This window comes from Bradyrhizobium sp. USDA 4516, assembly GCF_054055915.1.
Genome location: NZ_JBSRXT010000001.1, coordinates 7,226,653 through 7,251,357 on the forward strand (window position 1 = coordinate 7,226,653; position 24,705 = coordinate 7,251,357).

General features: G+C 65.7%; 17 protein-coding genes. 7 read left to right on the plus strand and 10 right to left on the minus strand.

The annotated features are described in order from the left end of the window. Positions 1 to 6 precede the first annotated feature (6 nt). The 6 genes from accC to ACVI1L_RS33105 all read right to left on the minus strand — a co-directional run bounded on the left by accC (position 7) and on the right by ACVI1L_RS33105 (position 6,220). Positions 7 to 1,365, minus strand: coding sequence for an acetyl-CoA carboxylase biotin carboxylase subunit (gene accC / locus ACVI1L_RS33080; RefSeq protein WP_028344933.1), 1,359 nt, complete (start codon positions 1,363 to 1,365; stop codon positions 7 to 9). Positions 1,366 to 1,389: 24 nt separating this feature from the next. Beyond that, the gene (gene accB / locus ACVI1L_RS33085) at positions 1,390 to 1,887 is read right to left on the minus strand and encodes an acetyl-CoA carboxylase biotin carboxyl carrier protein (protein ID WP_057019993.1); all 498 of its coding nucleotides are present in this window, start codon (positions 1,885 to 1,887) and stop codon (positions 1,390 to 1,392) included. A 52-nt stretch (positions 1,888 to 1,939) separates the two neighbouring features. Next, positions 1,940 to 2,413 (minus strand): type II 3-dehydroquinate dehydratase, encoded by a 474-nt coding sequence (gene aroQ / locus ACVI1L_RS33090; RefSeq protein WP_057019994.1) that lies wholly within the window; start codon positions 2,411 to 2,413, stop codon positions 1,940 to 1,942. 335 nt (positions 2,414 to 2,748) lie between these two features. Beyond that, positions 2,749 to 3,567, minus strand: coding sequence for a DUF1236 domain-containing protein (locus ACVI1L_RS33095; protein ID WP_229163207.1), 819 nt, complete (start codon positions 3,565 to 3,567; stop codon positions 2,749 to 2,751). A 391-nt stretch (positions 3,568 to 3,958) separates the two neighbouring features. After that, the gene (locus ACVI1L_RS33100; RefSeq protein ID WP_057019997.1) at positions 3,959 to 4,726 is read right to left on the minus strand and encodes a DsbA family protein; all 768 of its coding nucleotides are present in this window, start codon (positions 4,724 to 4,726) and stop codon (positions 3,959 to 3,961) included. Positions 4,727 to 4,813: 87 nt separating this feature from the next. Beyond that, positions 4,814 to 6,220, minus strand: a complete 1,407-nt coding sequence (locus ACVI1L_RS33105; RefSeq protein WP_057019998.1) for a M48 family metalloprotease — start codon at positions 6,218 to 6,220, stop codon at positions 4,814 to 4,816. Between the two features lie 227 nt (positions 6,221 to 6,447). Between ACVI1L_RS33105 and ACVI1L_RS33110 the strand changes: the two genes are divergently transcribed. Together ACVI1L_RS33110 and ACVI1L_RS33115 are read left to right on the plus strand one after the other, a co-directional pair. Further along, on the plus strand, positions 6,448 to 7,635 hold the full coding sequence (locus tag ACVI1L_RS33110; RefSeq protein ID WP_310879403.1) for a pyridoxal phosphate-dependent aminotransferase: 1,188 nt from the start codon (positions 6,448 to 6,450) through the stop codon (positions 7,633 to 7,635). A gap of 219 nt (positions 7,636 to 7,854) precedes the next feature. Then, a complete protein-coding gene (locus tag ACVI1L_RS33115) occupies positions 7,855 to 9,189 on the plus strand; it encodes a dicarboxylate/amino acid:cation symporter (RefSeq protein WP_057020000.1) in 1,335 nt (444 codons plus the stop codon). A 13-nt stretch (positions 9,190 to 9,202) separates the two neighbouring features. On the opposite strand, the gene ACVI1L_RS33120 is transcribed toward ACVI1L_RS33115, so the two are convergent. From ACVI1L_RS33120 to ACVI1L_RS33130, 3 genes are all read right to left on the minus strand, one after another. Continuing rightward, positions 9,203 to 9,963, minus strand: a protein-coding gene (locus ACVI1L_RS33120) for an IS5 family transposase (protein ID WP_210185730.1) whose coding sequence is annotated in 2 segments (ribosomal slippage) — positions 9,203 to 9,618 and positions 9,618 to 9,963 — 762 coding nt in all. Because the reading frame shifts where the segments join, the coding sequence is not laid out codon by codon here. A gap of 197 nt (positions 9,964 to 10,160) precedes the next feature. Then, positions 10,161 to 11,393 carry an NAD(P)/FAD-dependent oxidoreductase gene (locus ACVI1L_RS33125; protein ID WP_253623917.1) on the minus strand — a complete coding sequence of 411 codons (1,233 nt, stop codon included), beginning with the start codon at positions 11,391 to 11,393 and terminating at the stop codon, positions 10,161 to 10,163. Positions 11,394 to 11,499: 106 nt separating this feature from the next. Continuing rightward, positions 11,500 to 14,682, minus strand: a complete 3,183-nt coding sequence (locus tag ACVI1L_RS33130) for an Rne/Rng family ribonuclease (RefSeq protein ID WP_456784794.1) — start codon at positions 14,680 to 14,682, stop codon at positions 11,500 to 11,502. Between the two features lie 705 nt (positions 14,683 to 15,387). Between ACVI1L_RS33130 and ACVI1L_RS33135 the strand changes: the two genes are divergently transcribed. The 5 genes from ACVI1L_RS33135 (at position 15,388) to ACVI1L_RS33155 (ending at position 22,567) form a co-directional block, all read left to right on the plus strand. After that, complete coding sequence (locus ACVI1L_RS33135) at positions 15,388 to 16,698, plus strand: N-acetylmuramoyl-L-alanine amidase (protein ID WP_057020002.1); 1,311 nt, start codon at positions 15,388 to 15,390, stop codon at positions 16,696 to 16,698. Positions 16,699 to 16,935: 237 nt separating this feature from the next. Then, positions 16,936 to 19,437, plus strand: a complete 2,502-nt coding sequence (locus ACVI1L_RS33140; protein ID WP_456784795.1) for a penicillin-binding protein 1A — start codon at positions 16,936 to 16,938, stop codon at positions 19,435 to 19,437. A 106-nt stretch (positions 19,438 to 19,543) separates the two neighbouring features. After that, positions 19,544 to 20,675 (plus strand): peptide chain release factor 2 gene (gene prfB, locus ACVI1L_RS33145; protein WP_143029616.1). Its coding sequence is split into 2 segments (ribosomal slippage): positions 19,544 to 19,612 and positions 19,614 to 20,675, totalling 1,131 coding nucleotides; the frame shifts between segments, so codons are not numbered across the junction. Between the two features lie 3 nt (positions 20,676 to 20,678). After that, a complete protein-coding gene (locus ACVI1L_RS33150) occupies positions 20,679 to 21,548 on the plus strand; it encodes an NAD(P)-dependent oxidoreductase (protein ID WP_057020005.1) in 870 nt (289 codons plus the stop codon). An 83-nt stretch (positions 21,549 to 21,631) separates the two neighbouring features. Further along, positions 21,632 to 22,567, plus strand: coding sequence for a DMT family transporter (locus ACVI1L_RS33155; RefSeq protein ID WP_076832278.1), 936 nt, complete (start codon positions 21,632 to 21,634; stop codon positions 22,565 to 22,567). Here ACVI1L_RS33155 and ACVI1L_RS33160 read toward each other — a convergent pair. Beyond that, entirely contained in the window at positions 22,527 to 24,680 is a 2,154-nt protein-coding gene (locus ACVI1L_RS33160; protein WP_456784796.1) for a carbamoyltransferase C-terminal domain-containing protein, read from the minus strand. The two genes, ACVI1L_RS33155 and ACVI1L_RS33160, sit on opposite strands and share 41 nt — an antisense overlap. Positions 24,681 to 24,705: the final 25 nt, after the last annotated feature.

A 24,705-nucleotide genomic window follows, 5' to 3' on the forward strand; every position in this document is an offset into this window, starting at 1 on the left:
TCCGAACTATTTTGCGGCGTCGGATGGCTGGCCGGCGAGGTACTGCTCCAGCCAGTGAATGTGGTAGTCGCCCTCGATGATGTCGGGCTCGCGCACCAGCGCGCGGAACAGCGGCAGCGTCGTCTCGATCCCGTCGACCACCATCTCGTCCAGCGCCCGGCGCAGCCGCATCAGGCATTCGCCGCGGGTCTTGCCGTGCACGATCAGCTTGCCGACCAGCGAGTCGTAATAGGGCGGGATCACATAGCCCTGATAGACGGCGGAATCGATCCGCACGCCGAGGCCGCCAGGCGGATGGAATTGCGTGATCCGTCCGGGCGAGGGACGGAAGGTCTGCGGGTTCTCCGCATTGATGCGGCACTCGATGGCGTGGCCGATGATCGCGATGTCGTCCTGTTTGGCCGGAAGGTCGCCGCCGGCGGCGATCCGGATCTGCTCCAGCACGAGATCGATATCGGTGATGCTTTCGGTGACGGGATGCTCGACCTGGATGCGCGTGTTCATTTCGATGAAATAGAACTCGCCGTCCTCGTAGAGGAATTCGATGGTGCCGACGCCGAGATATTTCATGTCCCGCATCGCCTTGGCGCAGGTCTCGCCGATCCTGGCGCGCGCCGCCGCCGCGAGCACGGGCGAGGGGCCTTCCTCCCAGACCTTCTGGTGACGGCGTTGCAGCGAGCAGTCGCGCTCGCCGAGATGGATGGCGCCGCCGCGGCCGTCGCCGAGAATCTGGATCTCGATGTGGCGCGGCTTCTGCAGGTATTTCTCCAGGTAGACCGAGGCGTCGCCGAACGCCGACTTGGCCTCGTTGGCCGCGGTCGAGAGCGCGAGCGCGAGGTCAGCCTCGGTATGGGCGACCTTCATGCCGCGGCCGCCGCCGCCGGCCGCCGCCTTGACCAGCACCGGGAATCCGATGTCTCTGCCGATCGCGAGCGCGTCGGCCTCCGAGGTCACCGCGCCGTCCGAGCCGGGCACCACGGGAATGCCGAGGCGCTTGGCGGTCTTCTTGGCTTCGATCTTGTCGCCCATCAGGCGGATGTGCTCGGCCTTCGGTCCGATGAAGCCCAGATTGTGGTCGGCGAGGATCTCGGCGAAGCGCGCGTTCTCAGACAGGAAGCCGTAGCCGGGATGCACGGCGTCGGCGCCGGTGATCTCGCAGGCCGCGAGCAGCGCCGGCACGTTGAGATAGGAATCCTTCGACGGCGGCGGGCCAATGCACACGCTCTCGTCGGCGAGCCGCACATGCATGGCGTCGGCGTCGGCGGTGGAATGCACCGCGACGGTCGAGATGCCGAGCTCCTTGCAGGCGCGCAGCACGCGAAGCGCGATCTCGCCGCGATTGGCTATGAGGATCTTGTCGAACATCGCAGCGCCTGGTGTTGACGGAAGCTATTCAATGATGACGAGCGGCTCGCCGAATTCGACCGGCTGGCCGTCCTCGACGAGAATCTGCGTCACGGTGCCCGCGCGCGGCGACGGGATCTGGTTCATCGTCTTCATCGCCTCGATGATCAGAAGCGTCTGGCCGGCGGAGACCTTGGTGCCGACTTCAATGAACGGCTTGGCGCCCGGCTCGGGCGCCCAATAGGCGGTGCCGACCATCGGCGACGGCACGGCGCCCGGGTGCTTGGCGAGATCGGTCGCAGCCGCAGCCACCGGGACGGCAATGGCGGCCGGTGCGGCAACGCCCGCCACGGAGGCGGCGGGCACCGAGGCCGCGATGCTGATGTTGCGCGCGACGCGGACACGCAGGCCGGCACGCTCGATCTCGATCTCGGTCAGATTGGTTTCCGCAAGCAGCAGCGCGAGTTCGCGAATGAGGGCGCTGTCGTCGCTCTTGGAGTCGTTCTTTTTTGCGGTTGATTTGTCGTCTGGCTGGCGCGCCATGCTCTGTGATCCAAAATCTTTGTCTGGTGACGGGGAACGTCAGGATTGACGATTAAGTCTTTGGCTTGGCGTCGATCTTGACGCCGATCCTGGTGGCGAGGCCGATGATCGCAAGCCGGTAGCCGTCGATGCCGAAGCCGCAAAGTGACGCGAAGGCGGCTTTAGCAGTGAACGAGTGGTGTCGGAAGCTTTCGCGGGCGTGGATGTTGCTGACGTGAACTTCGACCGCGGGGATCTTGACCGCGATCAGCGCGTCATGCAGCGCGATCGAGGTATGAGAGTAGCCACCGGCGTTGATGATGATGCCGACCGCCTTCTTGGCGTGGGCCTCATGGATGAAGTCGATCAGTTCGCCCTCGCGGTTGGACTGCCGGCAGTCGGCGCTCAGCCCGAACTGGCGCGCGGTGTCCGCGCACAGCTTCTCGACATCGGCGAGGGTCGCATGGCCGTAGGTCTCCGGCTCGCGCGTCCCCAGCAGATTGAGGTTCGGGCCGTTCAGCACATAGATCGTTCCGGCAGCAGCCATTCCAGAGTTTCCTGCCAAGTTCCGGCCAAAGGTTCCGAGAGGGGGTCCGACAAGGGGTGGAGTGGGCCGGGTTATAGGTAACAACCGGCCGAAGGGGAAGTCTTTAGGTGAAATCGGAACGTCTTCAACAACTTCCTCCACCCTGTTAGGTGCCTGCCCTAACCTGCGGAAAATGCTGATTAACCAAATCTTGCGGAAGCTGCCTTCAGCGGGCGCTCCGGCCCGCCATCCACCGGCGCGATGCGGGGTGCGGCCGAAAGCAAGACCCCGCCCCGAAGGGGCGGGGTCGAGATGAAGGCGAGGGCCCGTTTGGGCGCCCTCGCACCGAGGCCGGTTTAGCCCTCGATGATGTAGACGATCTCATGGGTCTCAGGCTGCACGATCACGTAGCGGCCCTTGACCAGGATGAACTGATAGCCGCGCCACTGCGGGTAGATCGTCACGACCCGCTCCGGCACCGGGTAGAAGTGAACGTCAGCCGGAACGCGGGTGCCGACCGCCACATTGAAGTTCACGTTGGTGGCTTCGGTCACGTGCTCCGACTTGATCGCGGTCGTGATCTGGGTGCGCTTCTCGGGCGGCGGAGCCGCGGTGGCCGACGTTGCCGCGTTACCGGTCGTGGTCTGCGTGCGGCTCGTGTCGTTGGTCTGCGCGCGGTTGGGGTCGGCCGGGCTCTTGGTCTGAGCGTTCTGGTTGGTCGTGGCACCGGCACCGCTCTTGTCGCGGCCCTCGGCGTTCATCTTGCCGCTCTTGTCACGCTCCTCGGCTTTCATGTTGCCGCTCTTGTCGCGACCTTCGGCCTTCATGTCCTTCGAGCCCTCCTTGGAGCCCTTGGTCGCTTCGTTCTCCGAGCTCATGCCCTTCGACTTTTGGGTACTGTCCTGCGCGCCCTTGGTGGCCGTGCCGGACTTGTCGGACTCCGCACCCTTGGTGCTCGACTCACCGGTCGTCGAATGCTCGGAACCCTTCATGCCGCTCTTGTCATGCTGCATGGTGCCCGATGACGCACCACCGGACGGTGCAGACTGCTGCGTGGTCGCACCACCACCGGCCCCGGTTTCCTTGTTGGCGCCGCCGGCGCCCTGTGCGTTCGCGAAACCGGTGCCGGCGATCAAAGCCGCCGCCGCGACCGAAATCAGAAAGCGGTTAGACATCGCAATTCCTCCTCGTTTTTCAGCATTGCCCGCGCCGACAACGGGAGAGCATGTGCGATGTTCCTGTTGATTTGCGGTTCCTTGCGGTTTGTTCTTGAGGTGAATGCGCGATGAACGCGCGAGATGAATGCGCGGATGCTTCAACCGCAGGCCCAGTCGAACTCCGCGCCCGCATGATCGAGCTGGCCGTTGCCGCCGCCGAAATTGAAGCCGCCGAAATGCTCTTCGATCTCGAGATTAGGTCGCGCTATATTTTCGGCCTCGCGCGACTTGCGTCGTTGGTGACGGCCCTTGGTTGCGACCCGCGCGGAATCGGTTCGGTGGCGGCCACAAAAAATCCGGCTGCATCGCAGCCGGATCTTGTACGCGATGCGCGCTGTCGGAGCGGCGATCAGCAGGTCGCCTTGCCGCAGCGGGCGATGCCGATCTTTTCCTTGAGGTTGTCGACGCCGACGGCGCCGATCACGACCTGCTTGCCGATCACGTAGCTCGGTGTGCCGTTCATGCCCATGGATTCGGCGAGGCGGAAGTTCTCCTCGATGGTCGCCTTCACCTCGGGGCTCGCCATATCCTTCTCGAGTTTCGCCATGTCGAGACCGACCTCCTTGGCGACCGCCAGCGCGCGCGCCTTGTCGGCGGCGCCGCGGCCGCCGAGCAGCTTCTGGTGGAAATCGAGATACTTCTTGCCGGTCGGATCCTGCATGCGCACGGCGACCGCGACCTGCGCGGCCTCGACCGAGCCTTGGCTCAGCACCGGGAATTCCTTCAGCACGACCTTCAGCTTCGAATCCGCCTTCATCAAATCGAGCATGTCGGACATCGCGCGCTTGCAGTAGCCGCAATTGTAGTCGAAGAACTCGACGAAGGTGACGTCGCCGTCCTTGTTGCCGAGCATGACGCCGCGCGGCGAATTGAAGATGGTGTCGGCGTTCTTGGCGACGCTCTGCTCATGCTTCTCGGCTTCGGCGGCGGCCTGCCGCTTGCTCAGCTCGTTCATCGCCTCTTCGAGCACCTCCGGGTGCGCGATCAGATAGTTGCGCACGATGGTCTCGATGTCGCCGCGCTGGGTGTCGGTAAAGCTCTGCGCGGACGCCGGAAGCGGCGCGGCGCAAACGCCGAGCGCGAGCAGGGCAGGGGCAAGAAAACGAAGCGCTGGCATGACAAAATCCTTGTTCGCGGTGGCTCAAAAAAACGGCGGGGCCGTGAGCCGGTTTAGGTGATCGTTGTATGGAACTACGGTTTATTTCTAGTTGTTTTTCTGACCCGGCATGGGCTTGGCGCTCACAATGTCGTCAGCTTTGACCCAGCCGGGCGTGCCGATCGCGAACCGCGTCTTGGCGCGTGACGCAAGATCGCGGGCGGTCTTGGTGTCGCCGCGGAGATAGGCGGCCTGCGCCGAGGCGAGGTCGGCCTGGGCATAGTCGCCCTTGCGGCCATAGGCCATCGCGAGCTGGGTATAGCCGAGCGGCGCCTCGGGCTCGCGCGCCACCGCGGCACGCAGCATGTTGATCGCTTCGTCGGTGTAGGCCTTGTTGTCCGAGGCGACCAGCGCCTGGCCGAGCAGCATCTCGATCAACGGCGAATTGCTGGAGAGCTGCACTGCGCGGCGCAGCGGCGCGATGGCTTCGGCCGGCCGGCCGCCTTCGAGCAGCGCCTGGCCGCGCAATTCATGGAAATAGGGATTGTTGGGCTGCACCTGGATCAAGCCGTCGATCTGCGCGATCGCCGAGCGCAGATCGCCGTGCAGATAGGTCGTGATCGCGCGTGCATAGCGCGCCGGCAGGCTGGTGTTGGACAGCGGATAGCGGCGGTAGACCGTGTCCTGCCGCTCCATGAAGCCCGAGATCTTGGCGCGCATCATGTCGTGGCGCAGCTGCAGCGCCGGATCGTCCTTCTTGTCCCAATAGGGGCTGGAGCGCGCCAGTTCCTGCAGCGCGGAGACGCGATCGACCGGCATCGGATGCGACTGCAGATAGGGATCGGCCCCGCGCGAGGCAAACAGGCTCTCGTCGGTGAAGCGCTTGAACGTCTCGTACATGCCCTTGGCGGATTGTCCGGTCGCATTCAGGAACTTGACGCCGGCGCGGTCGGCGTTCTCTTCCTGCTGGCGTTGATAGGACAATAGCGTGCGCTGAATGACCGCTTGCGGCGCCGAGATCGCCGCGGCGCCGGCGCTGGAGAGACCATTGCCGCCGCCGCGGCCGCCCGCACCCGCGGCAAGCGCGCCGACGCCGAGCAGCATCGCGATGATCATCTGGGTCTGGGCTTGCGCCAGCTGCTCGCGCATCTTGGCGAGATGGCCGCCGGCGAGGTGGCCGGTCTCGTGCGCCAGCACGCCGATGATCTGGTTCGGCGTCTCCGATTGCAGCAGCGCGCCGTAATTGACGAAGATGCGCCGGCCGTCGGCGACGAAGGCGTTGAACGAGCCGTCGTTGATGATCACGATCTGGATGTTCTGCTTCTCCAGACCGGCGGCGCGCAGGATCGGCCTTGTGTATTCGCGCAACAGCTGCTCGGACTCGGTGTCGCGCAGCACCGGCGGGCCTTTTTGCTGGGCTCGCGCAGGGACCACGGGGCCGACCGCGAGCGCAACCGCGGTCATGAGCGCGGTCAGCTTGAAGGTCCTGGTGCGAAGCGCGAGGCGGAACAGCATGGGCGATCTATCGGCGATGACTGGACGCGCCGGCACAAGTCCGTGTTCCGGGCCCGACCGGATCAGGCGCGTGGCGCAGTCTGTTGTTTTTGCAGTTCTTCTTCACGCGAACCGGGTATTCACTAGGCCTGAAAGCGTTATAAGGAGCCACCGAATGCGGCCAGTCTTGGGCGGCAGCCGGTAACGGGAACCCGAATTCGGCAGCGGCCGTGCAATAGCAGAAATCCATGCGTGAAGCGACACCGAGAGACCGTGTAAGCAGCCTGTTGACAGCGTCCGGACGGAGCGATGTTCCGCCGTTCATGGTGATGGACGTGATGGCGGCCGCCGCGCGAATCGAGGCCGCCGGCGGCCATGTCATCCATATGGAGGTGGGGCAGCCCGCCGCAGGCGCGCCGAAGCCGGCGATCGCGGCCGCGCAGGCCGCGCTTGCGGACGGGCGGATCGACTACACCTCGGCGCTCGGCATTCCCTCGCTGCGCGCGCGCATCGCCCGGCACTACAGCGACACGTATGGTTGCGCGGTCGACGCGGAACGCATCATCGTTACGACCGGCTCGTCGGGTGGATTCATCCTGGCGTTTCTTGCGATGTTCGAGCCGGGCGACCGGGTCGCCGTGACCGTGCCGGGCTATCCGCCGTACCGGCATATCCTGACCGCGCTGGGCTGCGAGCCGGTGCTGATCGAAACCTCCGGCGACACCCGCCATGCCCTGACCGGCGAGGCGCTGCTCGCCGCCCATCGCAAGGCGCCGCTGAAGGGCGTGCTGGTCGGCAGCCCTGCCAACCCGACCGGCACCATGATGTCGCGCGAGGCGCTGTCGACCCTGATGGCAGCCGCCGACAGCGCCGGCATCCGCTTCATCTCCGACGAGATCTATCACGGGCTCGACTACGCGTTCCCTGCGGTGACGGCCGCCGAACTGTCGCCGAACGCGCTCGTGATCAACTCGTTCTCGAAGTACTTCTGCATGACCGGCTGGCGTGTCGGCTGGATGGTGGTGCCCGACGTGCTGGTGCGGCCGATCGAGCGGCTGCAGCAGAACCTGTCGATCTCGGTGCCGACCCTGTCGCAGATCGCGGCCGAAGCGGCGTTCGAAGGCCGCGAGGAGATGGAGGCGATCAAGCGCGGCTATCAGGAGAACCGCCGCATCCTGATCGAAGGGCTGCCGAAGGCCGGCCTGACCAAATTCCTTCCCGCTGACGGCGCGTTCTACCTCTATGCCGACGTCTCCGACTTCACCTCCGACAGCTTCGCCTTCGCCAGCGAGATGCTCGAGAAGGCGCATGTCGCGGCGACCCCCGGCGTCGATTTCGATCCGATCCACGGCCGCGCCTTCATCCGTTTTTCCTATGCACGCTCGGCCGCGGAGATGCAGGAAGCAGTTGCACGGATCGCGCATTGGCTTAAATAGCCCGCGAACTCCAGGAGCCTTCAAACTCCAAGAGCCATCAAGAGCCTTCCGGCGTTCGCTTTGCCTTTCGGATCGGTTTCGCAGCGCAGTGCCGTGGTTTCGCCGGCACTGTGGCGCGCGGATCATCGCGGATAAGCGGCAGGGCCCACACAGTTCCATTTGACTTGAACCGCCAAGTTGATCTTGGCTGTTTCCGCCATTTCTGAGGGGGAGTGACACATGGCAACGGCAACCGTTGTCACGGCTGCGCCGGCGAGCGCCGGCAGCAAGCCGTGGTATAAAGTTCTCTATGTCCAGGTCCTGATCGCGATCGTGCTCGGCGCATTGGTCGGCTGGTTGTGGCCGGGCCTTGCCACCAACGAGTGGATCAAGGCACTCGGCGACGGCTTCATCAAGCTGATCAAGATGGTGATCGCGCCGATCATCTTCTGCACCGTGGTGTCGGGCATCGCCCATATACAAGATGCCAAGAAGGTCGGCCGCATCGGCGTCAAGGCGCTGGTGTATTTCGAGGTCGTCTCGACCTTCGCGCTGGTGATCGGATTGCTCGTCGGCAATCTGGTCAGGCCGGGTGCCGGCTTCGGCAATGCGGCGGCGAATGCGCAGGCGGTTGCCGGCTATGCCAAGCAGGCGGAGGCGCAGAAGAGCGTCGACTTCGTGTTGCACATCATTCCCGACACCGTGGTCGGTGCATTCGCGCAGGGCGAGATCCTGCAGGTGCTGCTGTTCTCGGTGCTGTTCGGCTTCGCGATCATGGGCCTCGGCGAGCGCGGCCACACCATCCGCTCGTTCATCGACGACGCCGCGCACGCCGTGTTCGGCGTCATCTCGATCGTGATGCGGGCGGCGCCGATCGGCGCGTTCGGCGCGATGGCCTTCACCATCGGCAAGTTCGGCACCGGCGCGATCCTCAACCTGATGGGGCTGATCGCGACGTTCTATCTGACCGCCGCGCTGTTCGTGTTCGTGGTGCTCGGCATCATCGCGCGGATCGCGGGGTTCTCGATCTTTAAGTTCCTGGCCTACATCAAGGACGAGCTATTGATCGTGCTCGGCACCTCGTCCTCCGAGAGCGCGCTGCCGTCATTGATGGAGAAGCTCGAACGGCTCGGCTGCTCGAAATCGGTGGTCGGCCTCGTGGTGCCCACGGGCTATTCGTTCAACCTCGACGGCACCAACATCTACATGACGCTGGCGACCCTGTTCATCGCACAGGCGCTGGGTTTCGATCTCACCTTCAGCCAGCAGATCACCATCCTGATCGTGGCGATGCTGACCTCGAAGGGCGCCTCCGGCATCACCGGCGCCGGCTTCATCACCTTGGCGGCGACGCTTGCGGTGGTCGATCCGCGGCTGGTGCCGGGCATGGCGATCGTGCTCGGCATCGACAAGTTCATGAGCGAGTGCCGCGCGCTGACCAATCTGTGCGGCAACGGCGTGGCTTGCGTGATCGTCGCCTGGTGGGAGGGTGAGCTCGACCGCGACAAGCTCAATGCCAATCTCGCCAAACAGGTCGACCCAACCGACATGGAGACCGCGTTGACGACGGACTAGGACCGATCGACATTCATTGCATCCAGATCATTGCGGCAGCGAGATGGATGAAGCCGGTAAAGTTGTCAGATCGCCTGTCATAACGGGTTGCCAAGCGTCGGAAGTGTTTGAGCTGGCAAAAGCAGCGCTCGATGCGGTTGCGCTGTTTGTATGCGTCGGCGTCGTGCGGAATGATGATCCTGCGGGTGCGGTTTGACGGGATCACCGCCGTTGCGCCGATTTCCGCGATGATCGCACGCAGGGCGTTGCTGTCATAGGCCTTGTCGGCGAGCACGGCATCGCCGCTTTGGCCGTGGAGCAGTGCCGGCGCCTGGGTGATGTCATTAACTTGCCCAGCCGTGACGATGAAGCGGAGCGGACGGCCGAGCGCATCAGCCAGCATGTGGATCTTGGTGGTCAGTCCACCTCGGGAACGCCCCAGCGCCTGATCTTTGGCCCCCCTTTTCCGCTCGTCGCCTGCTGGTGGGCGCGAACGATGGTGCTGTCGATCATCAGATACTGGTTGTCGCGATCGGCGGTCAGAGCAGCGAACACGCGCTCCCAGACGCCGGCATGGCACCAGCGGCTGAAGCGCTGATGCACCGTTTTCCACTTGCCGTACCGTTCCGGCAGGTCGCTCCAGTGTGCGCCCGATCGCAAAACCCACAAACATCCGTTGACGAACAGTCGATTGTCCGCAGCCGTACGTCCCGGGTCGCCAGCTTTCCCCGGCAGCAGTGGCGCAATCCTCGCCCATTGCGCCTCCGTCAGCTCATATCGTTTCGCCGCCACCATCTGCTCCGTGTCTCGAATCACGGAACTCTATGAATCAGCGATCAAACCGCTTGGGAATCCTGAATGTCGATCGGTCCTAGAGCTTTTCAGGTTCCGATGGAATCGGAACGGGGCTCTAGATTCTTGTTTTGACGCGTTTTCTTCACGCGAACCGGTATCCACTTCGCTCGAAAACGCTCTAAGTCTGCTTCGACGTCTCAGAACCGGTCCAGCCGATACGGCGAGGTGTCCACTGCGGATGCCTCGCCGTTCATCGTTTCGGCCAGCACCCGCGCGGTCGCGGGGCCGAGCGTGAAGCCCTGATGGCCGTGGCCGAAATTCACCCACAGCCCGCGATGCCGCGGCACCGGCCCGAGCACAGGCAGCATGTCGGTCGTGCAGGGGCGGGTACCGAACCACGGCTCGGGCTCGACGCGGCTGCCGATCTCGATCAGCTCGCGCGCGGCCACTTCGGCGTAGCCGAGCTGGATCGGCGTCGCCGGTGCGTCGGGACTGGTCAGCTCCGCGCCGGTGGTGATGCGGATGCCCTTGGCCATCGGCGCCATCGCATAGCCGTTCGCGGTGTCGACCAGCGGCAGGTCGAGCGAGCGGCCGCCCTGGTAGTGCATGTGGTAGCCGCGCTTGCGCACCAGCGGGATCCGGTAGCCGAACTTGCGGAGCAATTGCGGTGACCACGGGCCGAGCGTGACCACGACATGGGCGGCATCGATCCGGCCGCCACTGGTGTCGACCGACCAGCCGGACGTCGTCTCCGTCAGCGTCTGCGCATCGCCGCGCAACAGCGTGCCGCCGAGACGCTCGAACAGTCCGGCATAGGCGGAAACAAGCCCGCCGGGGTCCGACACGGTCCAGGGCCCAAGCCAGTGAATGGCGCCGGGCAGGTCGTCGCGCAGCAACGGCTCCGCCTTGGCGAGCTCGCGGCCATCAAGCACGCGAAACGTCACGCCGAAGTCGCGCTGGTTCTCCTCGGCGATCGCAATGGCCTGTTCGAGCGCGGCCGGGTCGCGATGTAGCAGGCGATAGCCGGCGCGGCGGATCAGATTGTCGGCATGGGCATCGCGGATCAGCGTGTCGTGCTCCGCGGTGGCGTAGGCGATCAGGCGCGCCCAGGCGATGGTGGCTTCACGGTGCCGCTCGGGCGTCGAGTTCCACCAATAGCGCAGCAGCGGACCGGCGTGCTGCGGCAGCGAAGCCAGGCGGTAGCGCACGTCGTTGGTGCGCCCCATCGCGATCCGGGCGAGGACGGCAGGATCGCGCGGCATCGGGTAGGGCCGCACCGCCTCGCTCTGGATGATGCCGGCATTGCCGTAGCTGGTTTCGCGGCCCGGATCCTTGCGGTCGACGAGCGTCACCGACCAGCCGCGGCGCTGCAGATGCAGCGCCGTGCTGACGCCCACCATGCCGCCGCCAAGAACGATCGCGCTTTGCATTGGGATCCGTCTCCGTCAGGCTTCGTTACGCCGGCGTCTGACGAACGGATTGCCTGTTCAATAAAAACGCCCGGCGTGAGCCGGGCGTTCTGACTTGCAGGTGGTGCTAGTTGCCGCCGCCGAAGCGGCGCGACCACCAGCCCTTGCGGGCCGGAGCCTCGGCCGCAGCGGCCGGTGCCGGCTCCGGAGCAGCCGCGGCCGGCTCAGGGGCAGCTTCCTCCGGCGGGCTTTGAACCAGCGCCGCTGATGCCTCGGGCTGAGGGGGCGATGCGAAGTTGACCTTTTCGCGCACCGTCGAGCGGCGACGCTGCGCGCGGTCACCTTCGGCAGTGTCCTCGGCGGCAGACGCCGCGGGGGTTTCGGGCTCGGGTGCCGCGACCGGCTCGACAGGCGCGACCTCGGTCGGCTGCCACTCCGGCGGCTCGGCGACCAGTTCGGGCTGCGCCAGCGAGGGAGCCGGCTCCATATCATGGCTATCGAAATCGGCGACTGCGTCGGAGGCCTCCGACGTCGCCGCCGGGCTCAACTCATCGGAGATCGATCCGGCGAGACCGTCATCCGGTCCGCCACTGCCGCGCCGGCGCCGGCCGCCACGGCGTCCGCGGCGCCGCGGACGGCGATCGCCATTGCCGGCCTGGTCGTCGCGGGCAGCGCTCTGCTGCTCGTCGCCTTCGTCCTCATCACCTTCGGCATCGGCGGCGGCAACCGCCTCGGTGCCTTCGGGCAGGACATGCATGAGATCGCCGTCCTCGCGCGGCTGCTGGGCGCCTTCACGCGCCTCGCTGCCGCCACCGCGGCCGCGGCGCCGGCGGCGCCGCTTGCGGCGCTGACCGTCGCCTTCGCCCTCGGCGGAGCCCGATTCATCGCCGGCCGCCCGCTCGTCGGCGAGGCCCTCGGTCTCGTCGGTTTCGAGCTCGGCCTCGTATTCGAACAGTTCTTCCTCGTCATCGGCCTCTTCGGCCTGGGCCGGCGCAGCGGCAGCCTGCGCAGCGAGCAGCGCCTTGGCGGCTTCGAGTGTATGCACCTGCTCGCCGCGGTCGATGATGTAGGACTGCTGGCCATGCACCGTGGCATCCGCGACGATCGACAGCGAAACCCGGAAGGAGTCTTCGAGATCGCGCAGATGGCCGCGCTTGTGGTTGAGCACGTAGAGCGCGACGTCGGTGCGGGTGCGGACCACCAGATTGTGGGTCGCGCCCTTCATCAGGATCTCCTCGATGCCGCGCAAGAGCTGCAGCGCCACCGACGAGACCGAACGGACGTGACCGCTTCCGCCGCATTGCGGGCAGGGCTCCGTCGAGCTTTCGAGCACGCTGGCACGGATGCGCTGGCGCGACATTTCCAAGAGGCCGAAATGCGAGATGCGGCCGACCTGGATCCGCGCACGGTCCTGGCGCAGGCAGTCGGACAGCTTGCGCTCGACCGCGCGGTTGTTGCGCTTCTCGTCCATGTCGATGAAGTCGATGACGATCAGGCCGGCGAGGTCACGCAGGCGCAATTGGCGCGCGACTTCTTCCGCCGCTTCCAGATTGGTCTTGAGCGCGGTGTCCTCGATATGGTGCTCGCGCGTGGCGCGGCCGGAGTTGACGTCGATCGAGACCAGCGCCTCGGTCTGGTTGATCACGATGTAGCCGCCGGAGCGCAATTGCACGGTCGGCGAGAACATCGCGTCGAGCTGGCTTTCGACGCCCATGCGCGAGAACAGCGGCTGGCCGTCGCGATATTGCTTCACCGCCCGCACATTGGCCGGCATCAGCATCTTCATGAAGTCGCGCGCTTCACGATAGCCGGCTTCGCCCGCCACCTGGATCTCGTCGATCTCCTTGTTGTAGAGGTCGCGCAGCGAGCGCTTGATCAGCGAGCCTTCCTCGTAGACCAGCGTCGGCGCCTGCGACTTCAGCGTTAGGTCGCGCACCGTTTCCCACATCCGGATCAGGTATTCGAAGTCGCGCTTGATCTCCGGCTTGCTGCGGGAGGCGCCGGCGGTGCGCAGGATGATCCCCATGCCCTCGGGCACGTCGAGATCCTGCACCACTTCCTTCAGCCGCGAACGGTCCTGGGCGGAGGTGATCTTGCGGCTGATGCCGCCGCCGCGCGCGGTGTTGGGCATCAGCACGGCGTAGCGGCCGGCGAGCGACAGATAGGTGGTCAGCGCGGCGCCCTTGTTGCCGCGCTCTTCCTTGACGACCTGCACCAGCATCACCTGCCGGCGCTTGATCACTTCCTGGATCTTGTACTGGCGGCGCGGACGGAACGGGCGCTCCGGAACCTCCTCGAGCACGTCGTCGCCGCCGACCGACTCGACGACGTCCTCTTCCTCGCCTTCCTCGCCGTCATCCTCTTCGTCATCTTCGCCGGCCTCGTCGCCAGGCCCGGTCTCGGGCGCGACCACCTCGGCGAGCGCGCCATATTCGGCGACCGCGTGCTCATCGGCGTGAACCTCGTCGGAAGCCACATGCGGCGCGTCGTCGGCATGCGCGGCGTTTTCCTCGATCTGCTCCTCATGGGCGCGCTCGGGCTCATGATTGACCTCGACCGTCTCGACGGTCTCGGGCGCGGCCGACGCGGCGGAGGCTTCGACCACCGCAACGACGGGGTCGGAGGGGGCGTCGGCAACCGCCGCCTCGCTCACCTCGGGGGCGTGGTCGTGATCATGGGCATGATCGTGATGGTCGTCGTGACCATGATCGTGGTCGCCATGATCGTCGTGGTCATGATCATGGTGATGCTCATGGTCCTCGTGATGCGCATGATCATGCGCCTCATGCTCGTGGCCTTCGTGGGCGACCACGCCGTGATCGTGGTGCCCGGCATCATGTTCATGATGCTCGGCATCGACGGGATGTTCGTGGGCCTCGATGGTGGGCAGCGCCTGGGTGTCGTTCGCGCCCTCGATCACCTCGCTCTGGACGCGCTCGCCATGGCCGCGGCGACGGGCATTGCGATGGCGCGACCGGCGGCGATGGCCGCGGTTCTCGTGCTCTTCCTCGGCCTCGCGATGGGCGCGCTCGTCGGCCTCGATCAGCGCCTGACGGTCGGCGACCGGGATCTGGTAATAGTCGGGATGGATTTCGCTGAAGGCCAGGAAGCCATGCCGGTTGCCGCCATACTCGATGAAGGCGGCCTGCAGCGACGGCTCTACGCGCGTAACCTTGGCGAGATAAATGTTGCCGCGCAGCTGTTTGCGCTGGGCGGTCTCGAAATCAAACTCTTCGACGCGATTGCCACGGACCACGACGACCCGGGTCTCTTCCGGGTGGGTGGCATCGATCAACATCTTGTTGGGCATTTTGGAGCTCTTGACGGCGGCGGGCGCGGATCATGGCGCGCGCAAACTGCGCCGCCCGGTGACGCGACGGTCCACCTGATTCGGGGGTGAGGGGAAGGCCGAAACGCATCTCGCGGCGCAGCGCCGGACGGGAACTCACCGGGATGATGCGACGGGCGAAGTTTTCACCTCGCGTCAGCGCGATCATTCGGGGGATCCTGGTCGGCAATGCAGTCTGGCGCATTAAGCGTCGGCCCGTCTAAACATGTTGGCGGCGAAAAATACCGCCGTATCTTTTGCTGAAAGCCCCGTCTGGCGCCGAAGCGCCTGCCGGCCATCGCATATCGAGGCCCCAAGGGACCGGATAATCGGTTATGCCGTGTCTCAAACCGTCCCTCTGGCGAGGGAGTGTGCCTGGGACCGGACGCCGCTCGGGCTTGAATCCGCCACTCCGTGTCAGCCGCGCGCGGCGCTGGCTGGGGAGGGACCGGAAAAACACGGCGGGATCTTCGATCAGGAAGGTTCCACCGCTGCACCGGGAGGCTGAACGCGACACAACCGGGAGTACTAGCCGTCAGCACCTCGTACATACGTGGATTGACCGCCGCGTGCAAGGGAAGCGTCACGCCGCCGCAACACTCGGTTCTTTTCGCCGGAGCGTCATTAGGGGGCGATTAACCGTGTGGTTCTAATGCGGTAAGAAGCAGCTGGGAGGCTACGAATCGGGTGGCGAACCGCGCAAAACACCTTGTTTTTCTGGGATGCGGGCTATTTTGCGCCGCAACATCGGTGTTTGCCATTGCCGGCGCCCCGAGCGCCGCTGAGGGCCCGCAGAACAGCCCGCCTGCGCCGGCCGCGAGCTCCCCGAATTTCCCGGTCGCATCCGGCGCCAGGCTCGCCGGCGACGCCAAGCAGACCCGATTCATCCTCGACCTCGACCGCAAGATCGAATTTCGCGCCTTCCCGCTGGCTGACCCCTACCGCGTCGTGGTCGATATCCCGCAGGTCGATTTTCAGCTCGCGGCCGGCACCGGCTCGGCGGGGCGGGGCCTGGTGAAGGCGTTCCGCTATGGCCTCGTGATGCCCGGCGGCTCGCGGATCGTGTTCGACCTGACCGGACCGGTGAAGATCGCGAATTCCTACGTGCTCGACGCCGCCAACGGCCAGCCGCCGCGGCTTGTGCTGGACTTCGAGGAGGTCGACCGCACCAGCTTCGTGCAGTCGCTGGCGCCCGCGAGCCGGCCCGAATCGAAACCGGCGATTTCCGAATCCACCACCGCCACCATTCCGGCCGTCACCTCGGCGGCGCTGCCGCCGGTCGCGGTCACCGACGCGCGCCCGCTGATCGTGATCGATCCCGGTCACGGCGGCATCGACAACGGCACGCAATCCGGCGACCAGACCGAGAAGAACCTGGTGCTCGGCTTTGGCCTTGCCCTGCGCGACCGGATCGAGAAGTCGGGCAAGTATCGGGTGGTCATGACGCGGTCCGACGACACCTTCATCCCGCTCAACGATCGGGTGAAGATCGCGCGCTCCCAGTCCGCGGCGCTGTTCGTCTCGATCCACGCCGACGCCCTGCCGCGCCGCGAGGGCGATGCCCAGGGCGCCACGATCTACACGGTGTCGGACAAGGCCTCCGACGCCGAGGCCGAACGGCTGGCGGAGGCGGAAAACAAGGCCGACGCCATCGGCGGGGTGAACCTGACCGACGAACCGACCGAGGTCGCCGACATCCTGATCGACCTCGCGCAGCGTGAAACCAAGACGTTTTCCAATCGCTTCGCCCGTCTTCTGATGGACGAGATGAAGACCACGGTGCGGATGCACAAGCATCCGCTCAAATCGGCCGGCTTCCGGGTGCTGAAGGCGCCCGACGTGCCGTCCGTGCTGGTCGAGATCGGCTACGTCTCCAACAAGGGGGACCTCGAGCACCTGGTCTCGGAGAGCTGGCGGAACAAGGCGGTCGGCTCGATGGTGCAGGCGATCGACACGTTCTTCGCCAAACGGCTGGCAACTGCCGGGTCGGCAAAGTGAAATCGGCTCGCTGAAAAGCCGGGGCCGTTGCGCCGAAGCCCTAGTTTGGCCACAGCCGCGACGGTATAGACAATGGACCGCAGGTCCGCAGAATCGACCATATTGTCCGGCGGCTCTTGTATACTCGCGTGCGCAAGGTGGCTCGCTGGGCCAAAGCTTCGTTGTGTGAGGCTTTCGCACTTTTGGACAGGCGCTTCTGACGACTGAGCGCCGGAGGGTAGGAACGGAACGTCGATAATGCGACTGCTCGTGCGGTTTATGGGTTTCTTGTTCGCCGCCGGAACCGTCGTGTTCCTGGTCGGTGTCGCCGCCGTCGCTGGCGCCATCTGGCATTTCTCCAAGGATCTGCCCGACTACTCGCAGCTGCAGGACTATGAGCCGCCGGTGATGACCCGCGTGCATGCCGCCGACGGCGCGCTGCTTGGCGAATACTCCAAGGAGCGCCGGCTCTATCTGCCGATCCAGGCGGTGCCGAAGCTCGTGATCAACGCCTTCCTCGCCGCCGAAGACAAGAACTTCTACGAGCACGGCGGCATCGACTATCAGGGCATGGCGCGCGCTGCGATCCTTTATGCGCAGAACTACGGCTCGAACCGTCGCCCGCAGGGCGCCTCGACCATCACCCAGCAGGTCGCGAAGAACTTCCTGCTCACCAACGAGGTCTCGTTCAGCCGTAAGATCAAGGAAGCCTTGCTGGCGATGCGCATCGAGCGCGCCTATTCCAAGGACCGCATCCTCGAGCTCTATCTGAACGAAATCTATCTCGGCCTCGGTGCCTACGGCATCGCGGCGGCGTCGCTGGTCTATTTCGACAAGTCGGTCAACGAGCTGACGATCGCGGAAGCGTCCTACCTCGCCGCGCTGCCGAAGGCGCCGGCGGCGCTGCATCCGGTGCGCAACCGTGACCGCGCGATCGAGCGCCGCAATTATGTGATCGATCGTCTGCTGGAGAACGGCTGGATCAAGCAGGCCGACGCCGACAAGGCGCGCAAGGACCCGCTCAACGTCACCAGCCGCTCGAACGGCGCGCATATCTTCGCCGGCGAATATTTCGCCGAGGAGGTCCGTCGCGACATCTTCGAGCGCTACGGCGAAAAGAAGCTCTACGAGGGTGGTCTGTCGGTGCGCACCACGCTCGATCCCAAGATCCAGGTGATGGCGCGCAAGACCATGGTCGCGGGGCTCGTCAATTACGACGAGGCGCAGGGTTGGCGCGGGGCGCTGCACAAGCTCGACATTTCCGGTGACTGGGGCGTCAAGCTTGCCGACGTGAAGTCGCTGTCCGACATCTCGCCGTGGCGGATGGCCGTCGTGCTCGAGACCAGCGATCAGTCGGCGCGGATCGGCTTCCAGCCGGGCCGCGAGCTCGGCGGCGCGGTCAGCAAGGAGCGGCAGACCGGCATCATCACGATGGACGGCGTGCGCTGGGCCAAGACCAAGGGCAAGGCGCCGAGCGCGGTTTCGCAGGTGCTGCAGCCGGGTGACGTGATCTACGCCGATCCGCTGGTGACCAAGGAAGGCAACGCGGTCGAAGGCCAGTATCGCCTGCGGCAATTGCCTGAAGTGTCCGGCGCGATGGTGGCGATGGATCCGTGGACCGGCCGCGTGCTCGCGATGGTCGGCGGCTTCTCGTTCGACCAGAGTCAGTTCAACCGCGCGACGCAGGCCTACCGGCAGCCGGGTTCGTCGTTCAAGCCGATCGTGTACTCGTCGGCGCTCGACAACGGCTATACGCCGTCGACCACCGTGATCGACGCGCCGATCGAGATCGATCAGGGGCAGGGCGCCGGCGTGTGGCGTCCCGAGAACTATTCGACCGGCAAGTATTACGGCCCGACCACGCTGCGCAACGCGCTGCAGCGCTCGCTCAACACCGTGACGGTGCGGCTCGCACAGGACATCGGCATGCCGCTGGTCGGCGAATACGCCAAGCGCTTCGGCGTCTATGACGAATTGCCGAACTATCTGTCGTATGCGCTCGGTGCCGGCGAGACGACGGTGATGCGTATGGTCACGGCCTATTCGATGTTCGCCAATGGCGGCCGCCGGGTGAAGCCGACGCTGATCGATCGCATCCAGGATCGCTACGGCCATACCATCTTCAAGCACGACACCCGCGAATGCCGCGGCTGCGACGCGCCGGGGGGATGGAAGAGCCAGCCGGAGCCGCAGCTGGTCGACCGTCGCGAACAGGTGCTCGATCCGATGACCGCCTACCAGATCACCGAGATGATGGAAGGCGTGGTCCAGCGCGGCACCGCAACCGTCGTGAAGGAGGTCGGCAAGCCGATCGCCGGCAAGACCGGCACCACCAACGACGAGAAGGACGTCTGGTTCGTCGGCTTCTCGCCGGATCTCGCAGTCGGCGTTTACATGGGCTACGACAAGCCGCGCAATCTCGGCCGCGCCGCCACCGGCGGCCACGTCGCAGCGCCGATCGCCCGCGACTTCCTCAAGCTTGCGCTGGCCGACAAGCCGCCGACGCCGTTCAAGGTTCCGGCCGGCATCAAGCTGATCCGCGTCGACGCCAAGTCCGGCATGCGCGCCGGTCCCGGCGACGGCGGCAACACCATCCTCGAAGCCTTCAAGCCGGGCACCGCGCCGCCGGAGAACTATTCGGTCATCGGCGTCGCCGATGCCGATGGGCGCGGCCCTGCGACTGGCCCGCAGCCGTCGCAGAATGGGGCGCAGCCGGATGGCGGCTTCTTCATGCGTCCGGGAACCGGGGGGCTTTACTAACGGCCTGTCCGGCCAAATCGCCGGGATAGTGCGGCCAAGTCGATTGCGCTTTGCCGCGCCGGTCGCTACATCCCCCGGAACCTTTTTAGCCAACACCTGAAAGACCATGCGCGCGGAAATCGAACGCCTTGTTGAAGAGATCAAGCAGTCAGTCGGGCTGCTGAGGAGGCATCTTTGACGTCGAACAATCGACGGCACGCCTCGCTGAGCTGAACAAGCTCGCAGAAGACCCCAATCTCTGGAACGATCCCCAGAAGGCCCAGCGGCTGATGCAGGAGCGTACCTCACTGGAGGACGCGCTCTCAGGCATCGGCAAGGTCGAGCGCGAGCTCGAGGACAATATCGGCATGATCGAGCTCGGCGAGGCCGAGAACGATGAGGGCGTGGTCACCGAGGCCGAGAAGGCGCTCAAGGACCTCAAGAAGGAGGTCGCCCGGCGCGAGCTGGAGGCGCTGCTGTCGGGCGAGGCCGACAAGTTCGATTCCTATCTCGAAGTCCATGCCGGCGCCGGCGGCACCGAGAGCCAGGACTGGGCGCAGATGCTGCTGCGCATGTACACGCGCTGGGCGGAGAAGCACGGTTTCAAGATCGAGTTCCTCGAAGAGTCCCAGGGTGAAGAAGCCGGCATCAAGTCCGCCACCATCCAGATCTCCGGCCACAACGCCTATGGCTGGTTGAAGACCGAGGCCGGCGTGCATCGCCTGGTGCGCATCTCGCCGTTCGATTCCAACGCGCGGCGGCACACCTCGTTCTCGTCGGTGCAGATCTTCCCGGTGATCGACGACTCCATCAAGATCGAGATCAAGGAGTCCGATGTTCGCACCGACACCATGCGGTCGGGCGGCGCCGGCGGCCAGCACGTCAACAAGACCGAGTCGGCGGTGCGCCTGACGCACATCCCGACCGGCATCGCGGTGGTCTGCCAGGCCGGCCGCTCGCAGCACAAGAACCGGGCGCAGGCCTGGGACATGCTGCGCGCGCGGCTCTACGAGATCGAGCTGAAGAAGCGCGAGGAGCAGGCTGCCGCCGATCAGGCCGCCAAGACCGACATCGGCTGGGGTCACCAGATCCGCTCCTATGTGTTGCAGCCCTATCAGATGGTGAAGGACCTGCGCACCGGTGTGCAGACCTCCGACACGTCGGGGGTGCTCGATGGCGACCTCGATGAATTCATGGCGGCGACCTTGGCGCAGCGTGCCTTCGGCACCGGGCCCGGCTCCGTTGAGGATGTGGATTAGCCCATGCCGCGCGTCGCTTTCATCGGATTGGGACGCATGGGCCACGGCATGGCCGGCCGTTACCTCGATGCCGGCTTCACGGTCGCCGTGTGGAACCGCAGCAAGGCCAAGGCCGCGGACCTGATCGCTCGCGGCGCGCTGTGGGCGACCTCGCCGGAGGATGCCGCAATCGACGCCGATGCTGTCGTGACCATGGTCGCCGACGACGAAGCCTCGCGCGCGGTCTGGCTGACCAGGGACGGCGCCGCCGCCAACATGAAGGCCGGCACGCTCGCGATCGAATGCTCCACGGTCTCGTACCAGCACACGGTCGAGATGGCGCGCGAACTGCAGAGCCGTGGCTTGGTCTACATCGATTGCCCGGTCACCGGCCTGCCGGAGGCGGCGGCGGCCGGCAAGCTGACGCTGCTGGTGGGCGCTGATCCCGCCGATCTCGATCGGGCGCGGCCGTTCCTAGCGCCGATTGGCAGCACGATCCGCCATTTCGGCGCGGTTGGCACCGGCACTGTGTTCAAGTTGATCAACAACCTGATCGGCGCGGTGCAGATCGCAAGCCTCGCCGAGGGCGTGGCGATCGCCGAGCAGGCGGGCCTCGACATGCAATTGGTGGCCGAGGCGCTGGCGACCGGCGCGGTGGCGAGCCCGCAGGTGATCCGCCACTCCAAGCGGATGATCGACCGCAACTTCTCCGGCGCATCGTTCACCGCGGCGCTGCGCCACAAGGATGCCGACTACGCCGTGCGGCTCGCCGAGACCTTGCTGCCCGGCGTGCCCGTGAGCCGCGCCGCGCTCGCCGCCTACGACAAGGCGAAGGCCCATGCGCCCGACGCCGACGAGGGCCAGATGATCGAGATCGTGTCGCGGCCGAAATAGGCGGGCCGCCATTGTCGGAAATCGGGTGGGAATATTCGCGGCGCTGCCCTAGTCACCTGTCCGACTGCAGGTGAGTGCCCGACATGCCTTCCGCCGACAACTGGATCGATCGCCGCGACTGGGGGCTGCTTGTCCTGCTGTCGGTACTCTGGGGCGGCTCGTTCTTCTTCAACGGCGTGATCCTGCGCGAATTGCCGCCGCTGACCCTGGTGCTGTTGCGCGTCGTGCTCGGCACGATCATCCTGCTGCCGCTGCTGCGGGCCGCCGGAATCGAATTCCCGCGCAGCCTGTCCGGCTGGGCGCCGTTCGTTGCGATGGGGCTGTTCAACAATGTGCTGCCGTTCGCGCTGATCGTGTTCGGGCAGACCTATATTCCGAGCGGGCTGGCCTCGATCCTCAACGCGACGACGCCGCTGTTCGCGGTGGTCGTGATGGCGGCGGCCGGCGAGGAACGGTTGCAAGCGCGCCGCGTGGCGGGCGTTCTGGTCGGGCTGATCGGGGTTGCGATCCTGCATGGCGATGCGCTCGGCTTCGAGAGCCGGCAGGGCATCGGCATCCTGCTGTGCCTCGCAGGCGCCTTCAGCTACGGCATCGCGGCGCTGGTCGGACGGCGGCTGCCGCAGCGCGTGCCGCCCTTGGGCACCGCGACGTTCCAGATGATGGCCTCGGCGGTGCTGATGGCGCCCATCGCCGCCGTCGTCGATCGGCCGTGGCTGTTGCCGATGCCGCATCCCGCGACATGGCTCGCCGTGCTCGGGCTCGCGGCGCTGTCGACGGCGCTGGCCTATATCGTGTTCTTTCAGATCCTGCAGCGCTCCGGCGCGACCAATGTGATGCTGGTGACGCTGCTGATTCCGGTCACCGCGATGCTGCTCGGCTATCTCGTGCTCGGCGAGCCGATCGCACTGCGCGAGGTGATCGGCGCGCTGGTGATCGCGAGCGCGCTGCTCTTGATCGACGGCCGCGTGCTGGTTTGGTTCAGCCGCGCGCCTGCTTCCACGCCGCATACCATCCGCTGAAGCGGCCGCTGTCGTGCTCGCCGCCGTGCCAGGCGGCGTAGGCGGTGCCGTCGTCGGCGACCAACACCACGGCATCGAGCCCCTTGGAGCGGCGCAGCGTGTCCATCGCCTGCGCCGGCGTCTGCGCGATCGGACCTGCGACGTTGAACGAGGTGTTGACCGACATCTCGACGCCGATATGACGGCCGAGCGCCTTCAGATAGGCATAGGTGAGGGGATCGTCGGCCTCGCGCACGATCTGGATGCGGCCGGTGCCGTCGGCATGCACCACCGCCGGAATCTTCGCGCGCGCCTCGGGCTTCGAATGCGCCGTGAGCACCATGTAGTTATAGGCGTTGTAGTCAGCGTCGGAGGCGCCGTCTTCCAGCTCGAAATAATCGCGCGCAGCTCGCAGCGTCGCCATCGGCGCCAGCGGCCGGATCGCCTCGCGATACTTGACGCGCTCGTTCAGCCGCTCGCGCACCTCGGGATCGCAGGGATTGGCGAGGATCGAGCGATGGCCGAGCGCGCGCGGGCCGGTTTCGGCGGCGCCCTGATAGATCGCAATCACACCGCCTTGCGCGACCATGGACGCCATCAGGTCGGCAACCGCATCGCGCCCTTCTGACGTCGCCACATTGCCGATCTCGGTCGAGGCGATGTCGTCGGCATGCAGCGCCGCGGTGATGTCGGCGTTCGAGGGCGGCAGGCCGCAATAGAATGCGTGCGACAGCGGCGCGCCGCGCGGCGCGCCCGCCATATGCGCGAACAGCCAGGCGGCGCCGATCGGCACCCCGGGATCGCCGGGCACCGGCGGCACCCACATATGCAGTCGCGTCTTGCGCTGCTGCGCCCGCTCGAACCACGCCTCGTCGAAATGCTCGAGCAGCCGCATGTTGCCGAGCGCGTTCAGCGCGACGCCCCCGGTCAGCACCAGGCGGTCGGTGCCGGTGGTGCGCAGGAGATGGTCGATGACATGGATCATCGCGTCCTCGAACACCAGTTGCGTCGCGGCTGCCTTATCAACGCGGTCCTTGGTGTCGGGGCGGTGATTGATGTCCTCGACGCGCAGCACGGCGTCTGGATTCCAGAGCTGGTCCGGGCGCAGCGGCGGGCCGAGAATGTCGATCAGCGGCTGACGATAGGGATTGTCGGCGGGATCGGCGTACCAATTGGCCATCGCGCGATTGAGCTGCACGCTGCCGTTGGGCCCGAGCTGCAGCACCGCCTTCAAGCGCTGATAATACGGATTGGTGGCGCGGTTCATGTCGCCCCAGGCGGCGGCGCCCATGTAGCGTCCCTCGCTGGACAGCCAAGTCCAGCCGCCCTGGCTGGATGAGATCACGGTGTAGAAAGCACCGAGCGAGTCGAACAGGCTCTCGTTGCAATAGAGCTGCTTCATCTCGCCGTTCTCGGCGACATAGAGCGAGATCGAGCCGACGTCGCCAGTACCGTCGAGCACCGCGATCGCGACACGCTCGCGCGCATCGGCGAATGGCGAGGCCGTGAACGAGTACCAGGCGTGATTGTCGTGATGCGGCATGCAGATCAGCGGCAATTGCTTGTCGAGCCCGTACATCCTGCCGAGCCGGTGCGACAGCCGCCGCACCTGATCCAGCTGGCGCAGATTGATCGCCGGTGCGATCGGGGCGCGCAGCAGTTTGAGGCTGGCCGGCGCTTCCTCGAGCGAGGTGCGGATCAGCATCGCCAGCAGCGCCGGATAGTCCCATGTCGTGACGAAGGCGGCGATATCGCCGATGTCGCGGCCCATCCGCTGCAACACCTTGCGCATGTCGTCGAGCGCGTGTTGCGGGAACTCGTTGGTGTGCTTGTTACCGGAGAAGCGCTCTTCCTCGTTGTTGACGATCAGGCGCGGTCCGTCCTTCTGGGTGATCTCGACCAGCGCGACGCCGGTATTGTGCGTGCCGGGGCAGGCGAGGCCTGCGATATAGACGGTCTCGCCGCGCTGCAGCTTTTCGCGGATCGAGGCGATCGTGCGCTGCGCGAACGCGCCATTGGCCTTGTGCAGGCCACGCTTCGCCAGCGCAGACTCGCTGAGGCGGCGCGTGATCTCATAGCCCGCGGCCGCAAGATGCGGATGCCGCGGACCGGTACGGATGTCCGGTTTACGCAATCAGAACGCCTCGACTCGTGATCCC